Consider the following 14,699-nt stretch of genomic DNA (forward strand, 5'->3'; position numbering starts at 1 on the left):
TAAGCAAGCGCCTACGCCCCGGACACAAGTCCAGGGGGGCAAATTTACATTTGGGAATCGGCCTACACAGCGAAGAAAAGGAGCCTACGGAAACCGCGCTAGTACCCGGTCATTTCCAGGTAACCCACCCCACCTTCGAACTGCACCGGCCCCTCCCAGTACGGAATACTCAGGTTCATCCAGGCATTCGGATTGACTGCTTGGGTGGTGATGTCCAGCTGCTTTGCGGGAATTTTCAGCGACCAGCGCGTGGGAATCTTGCGGCCGTCAATCGTGCTGGTTTCCAACGGTACGAGCTGGATATCAGCGTTGTGCAGCGTCTGTGTCTGGCCTTGCGCGTCGATCCAGGTGCCCGTGAGATACCCGGTGCCGTTGGTTTGTCGCACTCGGAACAGCATCAACTGTTCGCCACGGTCCAGGTGCAGGGAGAACCAATCCCAGCCGGTCTGGCTGGCGCTCAGCGGTTGGCTGCTCCACTCGCGGTCGAGCCAGGCCGGGCCCGTGACTTGATACACCTTACCGTCGAGAGTGACGCTGCCGCTGGCACTGAAGAACGGCTGGCTGTAGTAGTACGATGCCTGGCCCTGGTCGGACTTGCGGCTGTAGCCATTGTCGCCCTGCAACACCAACGGGCGACTGGAAGTCAGGTGCAGGTCGTAGGCGAATTGCGCACCGCTGGCCTTGAGTTGCATGTCCGCCAAGCTGCTCGCGGCGCCGGGGCGGGTGACGAAATGCCAGTCGTCGATCCAGGCGTTGAATGGCTTCGCCTGGGCTCCAGCCTGGCCCACGCCGCCGCGCGCGTAGCGCTCAGCGGCATAGTGTTGGGTGGCGGAAGTCACGGCGGCGTGGCCAAGCCAAATGGTCGAATCGCGCCAGCCAGCCTGTGTCGGCCCGGCCTTGAGGGCATTGCGGAACAACGTCCATTGCACACCGAATACGTTGCCTTGTTCATCCCTGAGATTGGCGGTGACGTACCACCACTCGATCCGAAACCCCGCGTGGGGGCCATGATCCTCGGGGAAGCTGAACACCTTGCCAGGCACCACTTGGGCGAAGTCGGCCGCATCACTGCCCAAGCCGGCGAAGCTCTCCTCTGGCGCGGGCACTTTGTCGCAAGCGGCCAGTAACAGGAACGTCCACAGCAGGCACTTAATCTTCATGGGCAAACGTCCTCAACAAGTCTGCCGGACGGCTGCGGTACAACTGCCACAGCGGCCAAGCCGAAGCCAGCAACGTGGCGAGCATTGCCAGCCCGAGCAATTGCGCCAATTGCCACGGGAACACCTGCAACGGCAGACGCCAGCCAAACGCCTGCACATTGATTACCGCATCCAGGCACCAGGCCAGCAGCAGGCCCAGGGGCAACGCCAGGATCAGCGTGAGCACAGCCAACAGCCAGGTCTGGCCAAGGTTGAGCAGCATCAATTGCCGTCGCGTGACACCCAATGCCCACAGCGGCGCGAGTTGACCGAGGCGGCTCTGGCTCTGGGTCAACAGGCTGATGAACAGCGCCACACCGGCCACGCCCAGCGTCAGGCTGTTCAATGCGGCAGTGGCGGCGAAGGTGCGTTCGAACACCTGGCTCGACCAGCCTTTGAGTTGTTGCTGATCGATGATACGGCTGTCATCCAGGGCAAAGGCGCGTTGCACCTCGCGCACCAGTGGCGCCACATTTTCCGGCGCAACCCGCAGGTTGAAACGCGCCGGCGACAGCGTCGGCCAGTGGGTCAACAGGTGCGTGGAATTGACCAACATATGCCCCTTGGGGTTGCCGTAGTCGGCGTAGACCCCCACCACCTTCGGCGCCCACACGCCTTGGGGCGTGGCAATGTTTACGCTATCGCCCAGCCTCACGTTGAGCCGGCGCGCCAGTTGCTCGCTGAGCATCAGGGTGTCGCCTTGCTGCAACTGGTCCCACGGTTTATTGGCCGCTTCCAGCAGGGGCCAATGCTGGCGATAGGTCGGGTCGTCGACCACGCCAAACAGGTCCGCCGGCCAACCTTGCAGTTGCACGGCGACCTGCCAAGTGGGCAGCACGGTTTGCACCAACGGTTGCTGCGCCAGCCAGGTGCTGAGTTGCTGTGCCTGAGCCGGGGTTTGTGGGTTGAGGTACAGCTCGGCGGTCAGGCGTTGCTCCAGCCAATTGTTGAAGGTGTAACGAAACCCCGAGGTCATCGAACCCGCCCCGATGTTCGCAGCCAGGGCCAGCAACAGTGCCATTAACGCCAGGCTCAATGCCGGCAATTGTTGGCGGCAATCAGCCAGAAACCATTGGCCGAGCACCGAACGGCTGCGCCCCAACACGGCCTTGAGCAGGCCATTGAGCACCACCGGCAACCCCAGGGCGGCACCGAGCAGCAACGCCGCCATCAACACAAAACCAGCAGCCAGGCTGTTGCCCAACCACAGCGCCAGCACCGCAATCAACAGCGCCGCACTGGCCACCCAGCCTTGGCGACGCAACCAGCGTCCATGGGCTTCATGCCAGGCCTGTGCATTGGCCAGCGCCAGCAAGGGCAAACGCGCCGCCCGCCACAGGCTACTGGCGCCGGCAAGCAAGGCACCGAGCAGGCTCAAACCCAACCCCGCGCCCCACCACCAGGGGCTGAGGTTCAACTGCCCCGGTACCTCAGCGCCATACAACCCGCGCAGGCTGGCGGCCACATCCGGCAACAACAGGCTGGCCAACAGGTAGCCGCTGGCCACGCCTAACACACCGCCCAGCAATGAGAGCGCGCCCAGTTCCACGCTGAGGCTGGCAATCAACATCCGCACACTGACGCCACAGGCCCGCAGGGTGCGCAGCAGTCCGCGCCGTTGCTCCAGTGCCAGGCCGATGGCGGCATGCACGATAAATAGCCCCACTACGAAGGACAAAAAGCCCAGTGCGTCGAGGTTCAGGTGAAAGCTCTCGGTGAGGCGTGCGAGGTTATTATCCTCGCCCTGCTTGAGTTGCAGCCCGGCGGGCGCCGTGGGCTGGCCGGCAGCGAATGCCTTGTCCACCAGCAGGCGCGATAGGCGACCCGGCATCTCCAGCACCGGTTGGGCAAACCCGATATCGGTGAGCAATAGACCGGGAGCCATATCCGCTTGGATTTGCAGCGGCGGCAGGGTGTGTCCGCTCAGGGTGGTTGGCTGTTGACCTTCATGCAGCCCCAAGGCCTGCAAGGTCTGCGGTGCGATCCAGGTACGCCCCGGCGGATCGAAAAACGCCAGCATCTGCGCCTGACTCAAACGCTGCCCCGCCACCGCACCGCTGCCGGGCAACGACACCGGGTCAATGCCCATCAGTTGCAGGCGCACGTCTGGCTGTCCCTCGAGCTGCACCCGCCCCTGTACCACCGGCGACACCGGCCATCCGGCACGGCGCAATTGGGCAAAGACCTCTTGGGCGAAACTGGCGCCGTCCGGCGTACCGAGGCTGGCTTGGGGTTCGCCGCCGATCAATTGGCTGGCGCGGGCATAGCTATCACGCGCCTGGCTGTTGAGGGCTTGCACGCCGACCAGTAACGCGGTGGCCAGCCATAAGCCGGTGAGCACGCTGAAAAACTGCACAGGATGCCGCCGCCAGTGGCTGAGCAACGCGCGCAGGGTCCAATGAAAGACCGCCATGTCAGGCGACGCCCGCGGGCACGACACGACCGCGGTGCAGCACCACCTGCTGGTCCAGCCGGGCGGCGATGCGCGGGCTGTGAGTGACCATCAGCAGGCTGGTGGGGCTGTCACGCAGCAAGTCCAGCAGCAGTTGCAGCACTTCGTCGCTGGTGGCTTCGTCCAGGTTGCCGGTGGGTTCGTCGGCCAATAACAGACCCGGCCGTGACGCCAATGCCCGCCCCACCGCGACCCGTTGCTGCTGGCCGCCGGAAAGCTGTTCCGGATAGCGCTTGAGCAGATCACCCAGGCCCAGGCGCTCCACCAACTGGGCCTGCCACTGCGGGTCAAACCGCCCCGCTAATCGCGCCTGAAACGCCAGGTTGTCATCCACCCGCAGACTGCCGATCAGGTTGAACTGCTGAAACACCAGCCCGATGTCCGTGCGCCGCCAGTGGGCCAGCTGCGCTTCGCTGAGCTGATCGAGGCGCTGCTCGCCGACCTGGATGCTGCCACCGTCCACCCGGTCCAGCCCGGCCACCAAATGCAGCAAGGTGCTCTTGCCGCTGCCCGACTCGCCCATCAATGCCAGGCTGCTGCGCTCGGCCAAATGCAGATCCACACCGGCCAATACCGCCAGAGGTCCCTGGGGGGTGGCATAGCTTTTGAACACACCTTGCACCTGCAGCATGACGACACTCGTTTGATAGGGGGGCAATCGAGAATAACGGCTGCCGATCCCGGCCATGCAAATTTTTCACATGGATTTCACCGGCTAACCACCCTGCACACTTTAGATTACCGGCCATGGGTCGTTCGCCGGCAACTTGTTAGTTGCCCCGCCTGACAACTTTTTAACCGCAGCATGTTCAGCCAAAAGACAGCCTCCGTGTGACAGCCTCTGGCTTCACTGTGGGCATACGCCAACACGTTGCACCTAACTAATACAACTTTGCCAACACTGCCCATGGTGACTGAAGTGGTTGACTTTACCCTGACCAAACCGCGCTCGCGATGGGTCTTTATCAAGCGCCTGCGACGCCTGTGGCTGGGGCTCTTCGTGGTGGGTTTGCTGTTCGCCGCCAGCCTGCTGTGGAACGCATCGCCAAAGGACCTGGGCATCGGCAATCGCCTATTGACCTCCCACATGCTGCCCCTGTGGCGCGACGGCGACCTGATCGTGCTGGTGCGCCACGAAGAACGTTGCGACCGTTCGACCAACCCTTGCCTGGGGCCCGTGGAAGGCCTGACGATCAACGGCAGCCAGAACGCCGAAGCCCTGGGAAAAGCCTTTAAAACATTGGGTATGGAGGGCAGCGACGTGCTGGCCAGTCCAACCATCCGCACCGCCCAGACCTTACGCTTCATGTTCGGCAAAAATGAACTGACCTCCGGCCAGCAAGCCGTCTGCGGCGCGGCCATGGGCGAAGAATTGCTCAGTCACAAAACCCCCGGACGCAACCTGGTCTTCGTCACCCACAGCGGTTGCATCGCCGACTTCGAAAGCACCCTGGGTTTTCCCCGTGCCGCGTTCCCCAAATACGGCAGCGCCTTGTTCGTGCAGGTATTGCCCAACGGAAAATTCAACACGCTGGGCATCGTCAACAGCCAGGACTGGCCCGCCGCCTTAAAACAACTCTAGACACTTTCCTGTCTGTTTGTTCAGCAAAAAGACAGCCCTGCTCTGGCATGTTTAGTTGCGCCTTTTAACTAAGGACATCATGACTATTTCCCGTAATTCAGTGAGCGCTGTGATTTTTTCTTCTACTTCATTACTTGAAAGCCCCGCAACTAAACGTCAGGGAGCGACGTTTGCATGACTCGATTAAAACCCCTGCCGATATTATTACTGGCCTTTGTCGCCTTTTACCTGCTTCCCCTGGGCCTGCACGGCTTGTGGACCCCGGACGAAACCCGCTACGCCCAGATCAGCCAGGAAATGCTCCAGAGCGGCAACTGGATAGCGCCGCATTTCATGGGCATCCGCTATTTCGAAAAGCCTGCCGGCGGCTACTGGTTGATCGCCCTGGGCCAGGCGGTGTTCGGCCAGAACCTGTTTGGTGTGCGCATCGCCTCGGCCCTTACCACCGGATTGAGCGTGCTGCTCGCCTATCTGATCGCCCGTCGCCTGTGGAAAGACCCTCGCAAAAGCTTCGCCTGCGCGCTGCTCTACCTGAGCTTCGGCCTGGTGGCCGGGCAAGCGGGTTATTCCAACCTGGATCCGCAATTCACCCTGTGGGTCAATCTGAGCCTGGTAGCCCTGTGGTTTGCGTTCGACAGCAGCACATTGCGCGGCCGTCTTTGGGCCTGGGCCGTCGTGGGCCTGGCCTGCGCCCTGGGTTTCCTGACCAAGGGTTTCCTGGCCTTGGTGTTGCCGGTGCTGATTGCCGTGCCTTACATGCTCTGGCAACGCCGCCTGGGCGAACTGCTGTGTTATGGCCCGCTGGCCGTGCTGGTGTGCTTGCTGGTGTGCGTGCCTTGGGCACTGGCGGTCCATCTGCAGGAACCGGACTTCTGGCGCTTCTTTTTCTGGAATGAACACATCCGCCGCTTCAGCGCCGACAACGCGCAACACGTGCGGCCATGGTGGTTCTTCCTGCCGATCATCGCAGTGGCTTGCCTGCCCTGGGCAGGGTTGCTGCCGACCACCCTGCGCAAGGCCTGGCAGGAAAAGCGCCAACCGGCGATCGCCTTCCTCGCCTTGTGGCTGCTGTTGCCGCTGGGTTTCTTCAGCTTGAGCAAAGGCAAGCTGCCGACCTACATCATGCCGTGCCTGCTGCCCCTGGCCTTGTTGATGGGGCATACACTGGTCAACCTGATCAACAACGGCCGCGCCCGCACCCTTTGCCTCAATGGCCTGCTCAATTTCCTGATCGGCATGGCCGCCATGATCGTGCTGATCTACCTGCAAATCGCCCGGCCGCTGTACAGCAACAGCCACGCGGAGATGTTCAGCCTGTCCCTGGCGTTTATCGTGTTGTTGGTGTGGATCCTCACTAACCTGCTGCAAGCCTTCCGCCCGCTGACGCTGTGGGCGATGCCGACCTTGGGCATTGGCGTGCTGGTTATCCTGCTGCCGGCGAGCATGCCGGAGTGGATCGCAGACAACGAAATGCCCGACCAGTTTGTGCTCGAACACCTGGAAGAACTGCAACAGACCCAAGCCCTGCTGAGCAACGAACTGGGGAATGCCAGCGCCCTGGCCTGGCGCCTGAAACGCCCGGAAGTCGCGTTGTATGACACCGAGGGCGAGTTGCGTTATGGCTTGCAATACGCGGGGTCAGTACATCGCAAAGTGGGGTTGGAAGACGTGCAGGCCTGGCTCAAGGAGAAGCGCCTTATCGGATCGGTCGGCGTACTGATGCGCGTCAACAGCACCCGTGAAATGCGCGAAGCCGGGCAACTACCGCCAGGAGGCAAACGCTACTACAAAGGCTCCCTTGAACTGATCATCTATCCGCAATCGCCTTGATGGCTACGTTCTGGAAGACCGAACGCGGCGCGCTGTCCTGCAACTGGTTGATCATTGCCAATGCCCACTAGCTGGGTGGCCTCGGTCCTGGTCACTGCGTCTTCCGTACGGGATCGGCGCCTGGCTGAGCGTGTGGCGGATCTATCTGATCAACGAACAGCTGCTGTGCTGATGCTGCTGATACTGGGCGTGGTTTACCCGTGGAGCAACGGAAATGGCGGTGTGCCGCGCTTTGCCGAAGACGTTCGAACCGCGGCGCCCTAAAGCGCGCTGTGGGAGCGTGGTGTCCATTCCGCAGCCCAAATATGAGGCGGTCTTATCCTTTTGGCAGGCTGGCGGCGTGAATAAATGCCTCATCCAAGCTATTAGCGCTGTATGCATCCATGAAGCCTTGCGTATCAGTGAAACGGTTGAATTGTCTTTGACTCAACATGTAGAAATCATCGCAATGCGCAACGATCTCATCGACATTGTGTGATGAAACCAACACCGCGACACCTCCTGCCGCGGCCCCCTCCAGACAACGCCAGATGTGATAACGGAACTCTGGATCCACACCCGCAGTGGGTTCATCCAATATCACAAGGTCCGGGCTGGCGCAGAGCAGGGACAACGTAAAAAACCAGCGTTTTTCCCCGTAGCTGCAGAGTGCAGATTTTTTGTTCCAGATCTCGCCGTAACGCTCTGCGATGCCTGGGCTCCATTTTTCGATTTTATCAAGCGCATGTTGTTGGGTGACCTTGGTGTCAGAGCAAAACAGCATGGTCATTTTGAAGATGTCGAACATGCGAAATACAGGGGGTGTGCTGATGATCTGCGACAGGTAGAGCAGCTTTGAGAAGGCGTTGTTTATCGCGCCGCCATCCATTTTCTTCAGGCCGCACAGCACATCAAAAAAGGTGGTTTTGCCGGAGCCATTTGGACCGAGAAGGCCTGATATGGAGCCGGCCTCGACTGTCAGAGAAGCCTTATGAAACACGATATGAGTTCCATATCTGACATCAAGAGAATCTACAAGAAGTCCCGCCATCAGTAACGGCTCCAAACAGGGTTAATCAGTAAAAACCGGCACATCACTAAAAACAAAAACGGAAGTGAAATAATAACCACCAAGACAACCATCCCACATTCCATCACTCCGTCCAACATAATCCTATTCGCCCACCACATCGGATTAAAAAAACTGATAACCCCTAATGCCGGACTTACTGGACCCACACTCAGAATTCCAAGTGCTAACATCGTGAGGGACACAATAGAAAAAAGTGTACTCGTATTTTGAAAACCTAACGGGACCAGTGTCAGCAACAGCGAGGGAATAGAAAAAACAAGAAAACAAACGTAAAACCGTCCAATAATCACGAGATACTCGGCAACATCCACACGCCCTGAAAAAATACGGGTAAGTAAATAAAACACAGAGCCATACAATATCGACACAACTGTATATGCGAAAAACTGCCCAACCAAAAAGACAACCTTAGTACGCCCCGTATAAACAAAAGACCGAAGAAAACCACTTTCCCTCCGACCGACCATGTAAAACGCCAGCCCAAACAATGCCACGTTCGATGACACAAAAGCATAGAACCACGAAGTACTGGAGAGATAATCCACAGCCGAACTATTCAGTGGCGCACGCACGTAGGTAATCAAATAGTAGGTCACCACTGGAGATATCACCGTCCAAAACAATGCAACAGGCTCTCTGAGCTGTTCTTTTATAAATAACGCCGCTAACGAGACCGGTCTCGACACACAATAAAAAACCATCACTCACCTCGTTCATGTCGGATCTCCAGCTTTGTGAAGCTATTGACTTTAGGTCGCTCATCAACAAGCAACAAAATCAAATCTAGTCCGACTGGAGAATCTCGCAACAACAATAAAAAATTTATGTAGGACATATAACTTATAATTTTAGGAAAATTCATTCATGAATTTCGGAAGCCAAACAATTGCCAAAAATATAAAAACCGTCGCCACCCACGCATTAAAAAATCAATCTAAATAAAATTAATACGTTGCAAATCGTCTAACCAAAAGCAACAGCCAACACCAATATCGATTTTTTTTGCAAAACAGAACTTTTCTCGACAGGTGTGCAGAATAAATCCGACAAGTGGCGCTGTTTGTCTCTAAGGGTTTGCTACCTGCGCGAAGCTAACACTGGCTGCTTACCCGCGTAGTAACTGCGCTCTCCGAGGATGTGCGAACAGAAGCGGCCAAACGCGCGCCGTGGCAGCAGTACCACATGTGGGGGAGCCTCTGGCGTACTTAGGCGAAGATCATGGGGTGATAACCACCCAACCAGATAATGATGAGCGGTGGTTTCATAAGCGTGAGGATGGAAGCGTGGCGTTTGTGCCAACGCTTCGATAGACAGAGGTTTCATCGGCCCGACAGGTCGATCTTCTCGCGGGTCCCCGCACGACGTTATCATTGAGGGCGATCAGACCTGTAACTTCCCGTCGCCGAGCGCTCGAACAACCTGTATCTGTTTCACCGGATATCGCGCTTGAGTATCGGTATTCACCAATTCAGAGCGTACCGACTCCACGTGCAGAACGCTGACCGTAGACCCTTTGACAAACGGCAGACTTACATAACTGGCCTCAGCAGGCGCAGTACCTCTTAGTTCCTGAGAGAACAGAACTTCACCTGTCGCAGTCCTCACCCATACGGCAATATAGATCGTTGAAAAATAATAGTGCGGCGCACCGGGGTGCACTTGGATAGCCACTTGCTGAGTCGCTGTATTAATATTGATTTCCGCGACCGACCTATTTTCAAGTCCAGGCTGACTCCAGGTAAAATAGTTACCCGAAACGACTGCCCCCCCGTGTCCGCGTAAGAAATGATCAAGTCCTTATACAGGCCGATGAGCGTGTCTTTTTCGGCGCCGTCGAACGTATGGATCGCTGCGAAGACATCCATCACAGGTGCTGATCCAGCATGGAGCAATACATGCGGTGTTTTTCTGATTTCATCGGCCGCGGCTGCAATTCTGGTCTTGAGGTTATCCGCGGGCCAGCTGCCCATCTTGATATTTTTAAAACCCTGCGTTGTAACTTCTAAAAAATTATCTATTGCCTTGAGGTCAATAAATGGCTGCAACCTCGGAACTTCTCTCAGCCGAACAGGTTCCTGGTGGTGAACGTTGACAGTACAACCCGGGGCTATCGGAAACTCATACACGCCCACGAGCGCACCCACGCCCGGAAGTACCACATCGCACAATATAAAGCCATTCAAATCCCTAACAAGAACACTTGCATACGTCGCAGAACCAAAGTAAGAGTGTGGCGTGGTACTGACAACACTGAACGAAGCCCTGCACGATTCTATATCAATACATAACGTTGCAATTTTCCCATCGCCAAGTCCCAAAAAGTCAATTGTTTGGGAAGCCAATGAAGTCCCCTTCGCCAGCACGCTATCTAACTCAACGAGATTGTTCATATTGGCGGCAACTTCCACGTACGTGTAATTTTTGATGAGATTCCCACTGGTCATCGCCGGGGGCTGCAAGGTATAAACACCGATTGGCAGCCCCTTTACTTCTAACGTTGGTGAAATCACCTTAACGACCCTTGATATATTGCTACCCGTCCGAATGACAAGGGATTTGCCTTTATTTTCGAAATAGGCTCGCTCTGTCATTCTCAGTGTCACGTCGCCCTTGAGGTCGGTCTCCAGGAGGGATTTGCAATCAACAAGAGACAGTGGCGTCTTTAACTTCAGGCGTCGTTGAATGGAGGCCAGCTGTTCGGGAGGAACAACCCTGTACAAGGGGCAACAGGGTTGATAATTGCCATAGGCAGTGTTGAAGCTAACCGCATTCGTGACGTTGGCCCCCACTTGCGTCATGAACGGGCCGACATCCAGGTTGGTTCGTTCAGCCCAGCGTGTGACGAAGATATCTTCCAAAGGAAAGGTGAGGTAATTAAACCCTTCAGCATTGGCGAGTCGTCGATAATACTGATTAAACTCGGTAAATGCAGGCTCACCGACTTTATCAATGACAAGCATAAATATGAAAAGCAACTCACTCAGGGGCCACATCGAAAGGGGGACGTCACTATCAATACGACTACGCACGGCATCAAAGGTAGCCTGAGCATTTCCCCCATACATCCAACCACGCTCATACACACTGTCGCCCATCATCTTATGCTGATAGTACGTTGCGTAGATATTATTCCAAACCTCACCGGTCGGTATCGAACTATTATACATCGCTAACGTTTGATAACCGTGAGCGATCTCATGCAGCGCACACCAATTATCGGGGCGGGTATCCAGCCAACAAGGCGCGATAGTTGCTGCCACTTGGGCGGTCCAATACTGACCATAATACGCTGACCCTCCTCCGTCCTTATCAGCCTTGATAAAATAACGATTGAGAATATTTTTATCCGTAGGCACTGTTGCATCAAGCGAAATACCCGCCAACCGATTAAAATATTCAAACACATTCACATAATAGGCTTCAAGGGCGCCCAGACCTTCCGCCTGATGCAGCTCCTTGAGCCTTGACTTATCAACTGCCGGCACCAGCAAATTTGCATACGTTGTTTGAACAAGTGTAAACGCCGAGTCAGTTTCATCCCATTGCCGAAAAAACAAGTCAGCATCATCACCCGCGCGATAGGTCGGCAATACATGCTCACCCACCGCCGAATATTCAATTTGCACATCAATGGGAATATAGGGTGTACGAATAAAGGGTACCGATGCGCTAGTCACAGTAAGTGTCGTCCACTCTCCAGTGATCCTAACGTAGGTTTCCGTCGATCCGCTATCATTCAGCATATCCAACTCTAACACGGTGTCCATTGGACTCGATCGACGAATTGAAAAGCTGGCACCGGCAGGCAACGCAATGCCCAGCGACTGGCGATCATGGTAAATACCTTTGCTAAAGCCGGTCCCAAACAACCAGGACGGATACTCTAACGTATAAGGCTTGTACGTTTTCACACTATCCTTTAACTCGATCATTTCAACACTCGCACAGTGATTCGCCCATCCAAACTTAAGCCGAAATCAACTGCGCAGCGACTGTTATAAATGACAGTTTTTTATAATTAGTTCTTTGCCCCCTTAAAAGAAAAGCATCTAAAGAATGGTTTAAGGGTGCTCCCACAGGGACCGCACTTAAACCGTCAGATTCTGCGGCGCCGTTGAGTTGGGCGGCGCGTTGCAAGTCAGCGCAAGCCCGACTGCCGCAGCCGATACTCCCCCGGCGTCACCTGCGCATACCGAAGGAAAAACCGGCTGAAGTACGCCGGATCCTTGAAGCCCAGCTGATAGCAGATTTCGTTGGCGGAGCTACCGGTGAACAACAGCAGGCGCTTGGCTTCCTGCATCAGCCTTTCCAGGATCAGGCGCTTGGAGGGCAGGTCGGCCAGGCGCCGGCACACATCATTCAGGCGTGCCTCGGTCACGCCAATTCCTTCGGCATAGCGTGCCAGCGGCCAGTGTTCCAGGTAGTGGGCCTCGATCAGTTCGTTGAAGCGATGGAAGATGCGCAGGTCTTCATGGCGGGTCGGCTGCGCGGGCAGTGAGTGAACGCACAGGCGCAGCAGGCGAATCATGATCAGCCGCGTAAGGCTGTCCAGCGCGGCGGCACGCCCTGCCCTCGCGGCGTTGATCTCTTCGTTCAACTCTTCGAACAACCGATCCAGCCCCTGGTCACCCGCCGTCAGCGCCACACAGGCGGCGCCGGAGGCCAGGCTGGGGTCGGCATCGATCAATCCCCACACCAGTTGCTGGCGCACCGTCAGCACATGCCCGTCGGCATCCGCCTCAGTGACAAAAGCGTGGGGCACCGTGGGCGGCGTCAGGAAGAACATCGGCCCGGACTCCACGTACTGGCGGTCGTCCAGGTACACCCGCACCGCGCCGCTTTTCACGTAATGCACCTGGAAAAACCGATCATGCCGATGCACCGGCATGTTGCGCCCAAAAAAGCCCGCCAGGTTGCCGAGCTTGTCGTAATGCACCTCGGCATCGCTGTAACGCTGGTCGTAGACCTGTCCGATGTTGATGTTGGGGATCGGCTTCACGTGGCTCTCTTCTTGTTGTTTTGAGGCTGACCGATTTTGCCACGCTTGACGGTAGTTAACATATTAATTATAACGTTAACAACTTAACGAACTGCCTATGCAGCAGTCGCCACCGTCAGGAGAAACGCATGAGCCGTACCCTGCATGATGTTGCCAGCGGCACCCTGTTCGGCGTTGCGCTGAACTATCAGGGTTTGCTGGACCAGCATCTCGCCGCCTTCCAGCAGGCGCCCTACCAGAAGCCGCCGACCAAGCCGGTATTGTTTATCAAGACCCCGAATACGCGTAATCAGCACGACGCGGTGGTGCTGCATCCCCAGGGTGAACGCCTGCAACCCGGCCCTGCTTTAGGCGTGGTGATTGGCCTGCGGGCCAGCCGCGTCAGCCTGGAAAATGCCATGGCCCATGTGGCTGGCTATGTGGTGGTCAACGAGTTCAGCCTGCCGGAAGACAGCTACTACCGCCCCGCCGTCAAAGCCAAATGCCGCGATGGTTTCTGCGCACTCGGGCCGCATTTGATCCCGCGCGACCAGGTGGCCAACCCCAATCAACTGAGCCTCAGGCTGTGGGTCAACGGCGAACTGCGCCAGGAAAACTCCACCGCCCATTGGGTCCGCGATATTGCGCAGTTGATCGCCGAAATCAGCGAATTCATGACCCTGCACCCCGGCGACGTGCTGATCACCGGCACGCCCGAAGGCCGTGTGGACGTGCTGCCGGGGGACAAAGTTGAAGTCGAGATCAGTGGTGTGGGCCGCCTGGTCAATCATATTCAAGCGGAGACCCCAGCATGAAACGCGCGCGCATTCGCTTTGAAAATGAAATCCACGCGGTACAGGTCGAAGCCGACAACGCCGTGCGCCTGGACGATGGACGCCTGCTCGCCGAGGATCAGGTCGAGTGGCTGCCCCCGGCCACCGGCAACATGTTCGCCCTCGGCTTGAACTACGCCGACCATGCCGCCGAACTGGCCTTCACCCCGCCCACGGAACCGCTGGCTTTCATCAAGTCCGTCGGCACCTACACCGGCCACCGCCACGTCACCTGGCGCCCGGACAACGTCGCCTACATGCACTACGAGTGCGAGTTGGTAGCTGTCATCGGCAAGGCCGCGCGCAACGTCAAGCGTGCCGACGCCCTGGACTACCTGGCCGGCTACACGGTGTGTAACGACTACGCGATCCGCGACTACCTGGAAAACTACTACCGCCCCAACCTGCGCGTGAAAAACCGCGACGCCACCACCCCGGTCGGCCCGTGGATCGTCGACGTGGCCGACGTGCCCGACCCAGGCAACCTGACCCTGCGCACTTGGATCAACGGTGAACTGCGCCAGGAAGGCAGCACCCGCGACATGATTTTCGACATCCCCTACCTCATCGAATACCTGTCCAGCTTCATGACCCTGCAACCCGGCGACATGATCGCCACCGGCACGCCCGAGGGCCTGGCCGATGTGGTGCCCGGCGATGAAGTGGTAGTGGAAGTCGAAGGCGTGGGCCGCCTAGTCAACCGGATTGTCAGCGAGGCGGACTTCTTCTCCGCCCGGAAAGAGGCGTAATCAG

General features: G+C 57.3%; 13 protein-coding genes. 5 read left to right on the forward strand and 8 right to left on the reverse strand.

The window, feature by feature from the left end; all coding sequences use genetic code 11:
- Positions 1-98 precede the first annotated feature (98 nt).
- Genes AB4N92_RS01810 through AB4N92_RS01820 form a run of 3 tightly spaced genes read right to left on the reverse strand, consistent with a single transcriptional unit; the run spans position 99 to position 4,282 of the window.
- Positions 99-1,160 (reverse strand): lipocalin-like domain-containing protein, encoded by a 1,062-nt coding sequence (locus AB4N92_RS01810; RefSeq protein ID WP_137205546.1) that lies wholly within the window; start codon positions 1,158-1,160, stop codon positions 99-101.
- Positions 1,150-3,612 (reverse strand): ABC transporter permease, encoded by a 2,463-nt coding sequence (locus tag AB4N92_RS01815; protein WP_044287424.1) that lies wholly within the window; start codon positions 3,610-3,612, stop codon positions 1,150-1,152. Before AB4N92_RS01815 ends, AB4N92_RS01810 begins: the two co-directional genes overlap by 11 nt.
- A 1-nt stretch (position 3,613) precedes the next feature.
- The gene (locus AB4N92_RS01820; RefSeq protein WP_010209278.1) at positions 3,614-4,282 is read right to left on the reverse strand and encodes an ABC transporter ATP-binding protein; all 669 of its coding nucleotides are present in this window, start codon (positions 4,280-4,282) and stop codon (positions 3,614-3,616) included.
- 276 nt (positions 4,283-4,558) lie between these two features.
- Here AB4N92_RS01820 and pmrG point away from each other — a divergent pair, with 276 nt between their 5' ends.
- The 3 genes from pmrG (at position 4,559) to AB4N92_RS01835 (ending at position 7,327) form a co-directional block, all read left to right on the forward strand.
- Positions 4,559-5,233, forward strand: a complete 675-nt coding sequence (gene pmrG, locus AB4N92_RS01825) for a lipopolysaccharide core heptose(II)-phosphate phosphatase PmrG (protein ID WP_010209274.1) — start codon at positions 4,559-4,561, stop codon at positions 5,231-5,233.
- A gap of 174 nt (positions 5,234-5,407) precedes the next feature.
- The gene (gene arnT / locus AB4N92_RS01830; protein WP_137205547.1) at positions 5,408-7,063 is read left to right on the forward strand and encodes a lipid IV(A) 4-amino-4-deoxy-L-arabinosyltransferase; all 1,656 of its coding nucleotides are present in this window, start codon (positions 5,408-5,410) and stop codon (positions 7,061-7,063) included.
- A 60-nt stretch (positions 7,064-7,123) separates the two neighbouring features.
- Positions 7,124-7,327, forward strand: coding sequence for a hypothetical protein (locus tag AB4N92_RS01835; protein ID WP_080662759.1), 204 nt, complete (start codon positions 7,124-7,126; stop codon positions 7,325-7,327).
- Between the two features lie 52 nt (positions 7,328-7,379).
- Here the strand turns inward: AB4N92_RS01835 and AB4N92_RS01840 are convergent, their stop codons facing one another.
- The 5 genes from AB4N92_RS01840 to hpaA form a co-directional block, all read right to left on the reverse strand.
- On the reverse strand, positions 7,380-8,093 hold the full coding sequence (locus AB4N92_RS01840) for an AAA family ATPase (RefSeq protein WP_236298279.1): 714 nt from the start codon (positions 8,091-8,093) through the stop codon (positions 7,380-7,382).
- Positions 8,093-8,836 (reverse strand): hypothetical protein, encoded by a 744-nt coding sequence (locus tag AB4N92_RS01845; protein WP_010209269.1) that lies wholly within the window; start codon positions 8,834-8,836, stop codon positions 8,093-8,095. Before AB4N92_RS01845 ends, AB4N92_RS01840 begins: the two co-directional genes overlap by 1 nt.
- A gap of 679 nt (positions 8,837-9,515) precedes the next feature.
- On the reverse strand, positions 9,516-9,806 hold the full coding sequence (locus AB4N92_RS01850; RefSeq protein ID WP_460129102.1) for a putative mucin/carbohydrate-binding domain-containing protein: 291 nt from the start codon (positions 9,804-9,806) through the stop codon (positions 9,516-9,518).
- A complete protein-coding gene (locus tag AB4N92_RS01855; RefSeq protein WP_460129104.1) occupies positions 9,737-12,067 on the reverse strand; it encodes a putative mucin/carbohydrate-binding domain-containing protein in 2,331 nt (776 codons plus the stop codon). The genes AB4N92_RS01850 and AB4N92_RS01855 overlap by 70 nt, the downstream gene beginning before the upstream one ends.
- Before the next feature lie 206 nt (positions 12,068-12,273).
- A complete protein-coding gene (gene hpaA, locus AB4N92_RS01860) occupies positions 12,274-13,134 on the reverse strand; it encodes a 4-hydroxyphenylacetate catabolism regulatory protein HpaA (RefSeq protein WP_137205549.1) in 861 nt (286 codons plus the stop codon).
- Positions 13,135-13,262: 128 nt separating this feature from the next.
- Between hpaA and AB4N92_RS01865 the strand changes: the two genes are divergently transcribed.
- Positions 13,263-13,928 carry a fumarylacetoacetate hydrolase family protein gene (locus tag AB4N92_RS01865; protein WP_010209260.1) on the forward strand — a complete coding sequence of 222 codons (666 nt, stop codon included), beginning with the start codon at positions 13,263-13,265 and terminating at the stop codon, positions 13,926-13,928.
- Positions 13,925-14,695 carry a fumarylacetoacetate hydrolase family protein gene (locus AB4N92_RS01870; protein ID WP_010209259.1) on the forward strand — a complete coding sequence of 257 codons (771 nt, stop codon included), beginning with the start codon at positions 13,925-13,927 and terminating at the stop codon, positions 14,693-14,695. Before AB4N92_RS01865 ends, AB4N92_RS01870 begins: the two co-directional genes overlap by 4 nt.
- Positions 14,696-14,699 lie beyond the last annotated feature (4 nt).

The organism is Pseudomonas sp. S3_A09 (assembly GCF_054668065.1).

Excerpts from the sequence above, each read along its gene's own strand:
- AB4N92_RS01810 (WP_137205546.1), bottom strand. The coding sequence starts at position 1,160 with ATGAAGATTAAGTGCCTGCTGTGGACGTTCCTGTTACTGGCCGCTTGC.
- AB4N92_RS01815 (WP_044287424.1), bottom strand. The coding sequence starts at position 3,612 with ATGGCGGTCTTTCATTGGACCCTGCGCGCGTTGCTCAGCCACTGGCGG.
- AB4N92_RS01820 (WP_010209278.1), bottom strand. The coding sequence starts at position 4,282 with ATGCTGCAGGTGCAAGGTGTGTTCAAAAGCTATGCCACCCCCCAGGGA.
- pmrG (WP_010209274.1), top strand. The coding sequence starts at position 4,559 with ATGGTGACTGAAGTGGTTGACTTTACCCTGACCAAACCGCGCTCGCGA.
- arnT (WP_137205547.1), top strand. The coding sequence starts at position 5,408 with ATGACTCGATTAAAACCCCTGCCGATATTATTACTGGCCTTTGTCGCC.
- AB4N92_RS01835 (WP_080662759.1), top strand. The coding sequence starts at position 7,124 with ATGCCCACTAGCTGGGTGGCCTCGGTCCTGGTCACTGCGTCTTCCGTA.
- AB4N92_RS01840 (WP_236298279.1), bottom strand. The coding sequence starts at position 8,093 with ATGGCGGGACTTCTTGTAGATTCTCTTGATGTCAGATATGGAACTCAT.
- AB4N92_RS01845 (WP_010209269.1), bottom strand. The coding sequence starts at position 8,836 with ATGGTTTTTTATTGTGTGTCGAGACCGGTCTCGTTAGCGGCGTTATTT.
- AB4N92_RS01855 (WP_460129104.1), bottom strand. The coding sequence starts at position 12,067 with ATGATCGAGTTAAAGGATAGTGTGAAAACGTACAAGCCTTATACGTTA.
- AB4N92_RS01865 (WP_010209260.1), top strand. The coding sequence starts at position 13,263 with ATGAGCCGTACCCTGCATGATGTTGCCAGCGGCACCCTGTTCGGCGTT.
- AB4N92_RS01870 (WP_010209259.1), top strand. The coding sequence starts at position 13,925 with ATGAAACGCGCGCGCATTCGCTTTGAAAATGAAATCCACGCGGTACAG.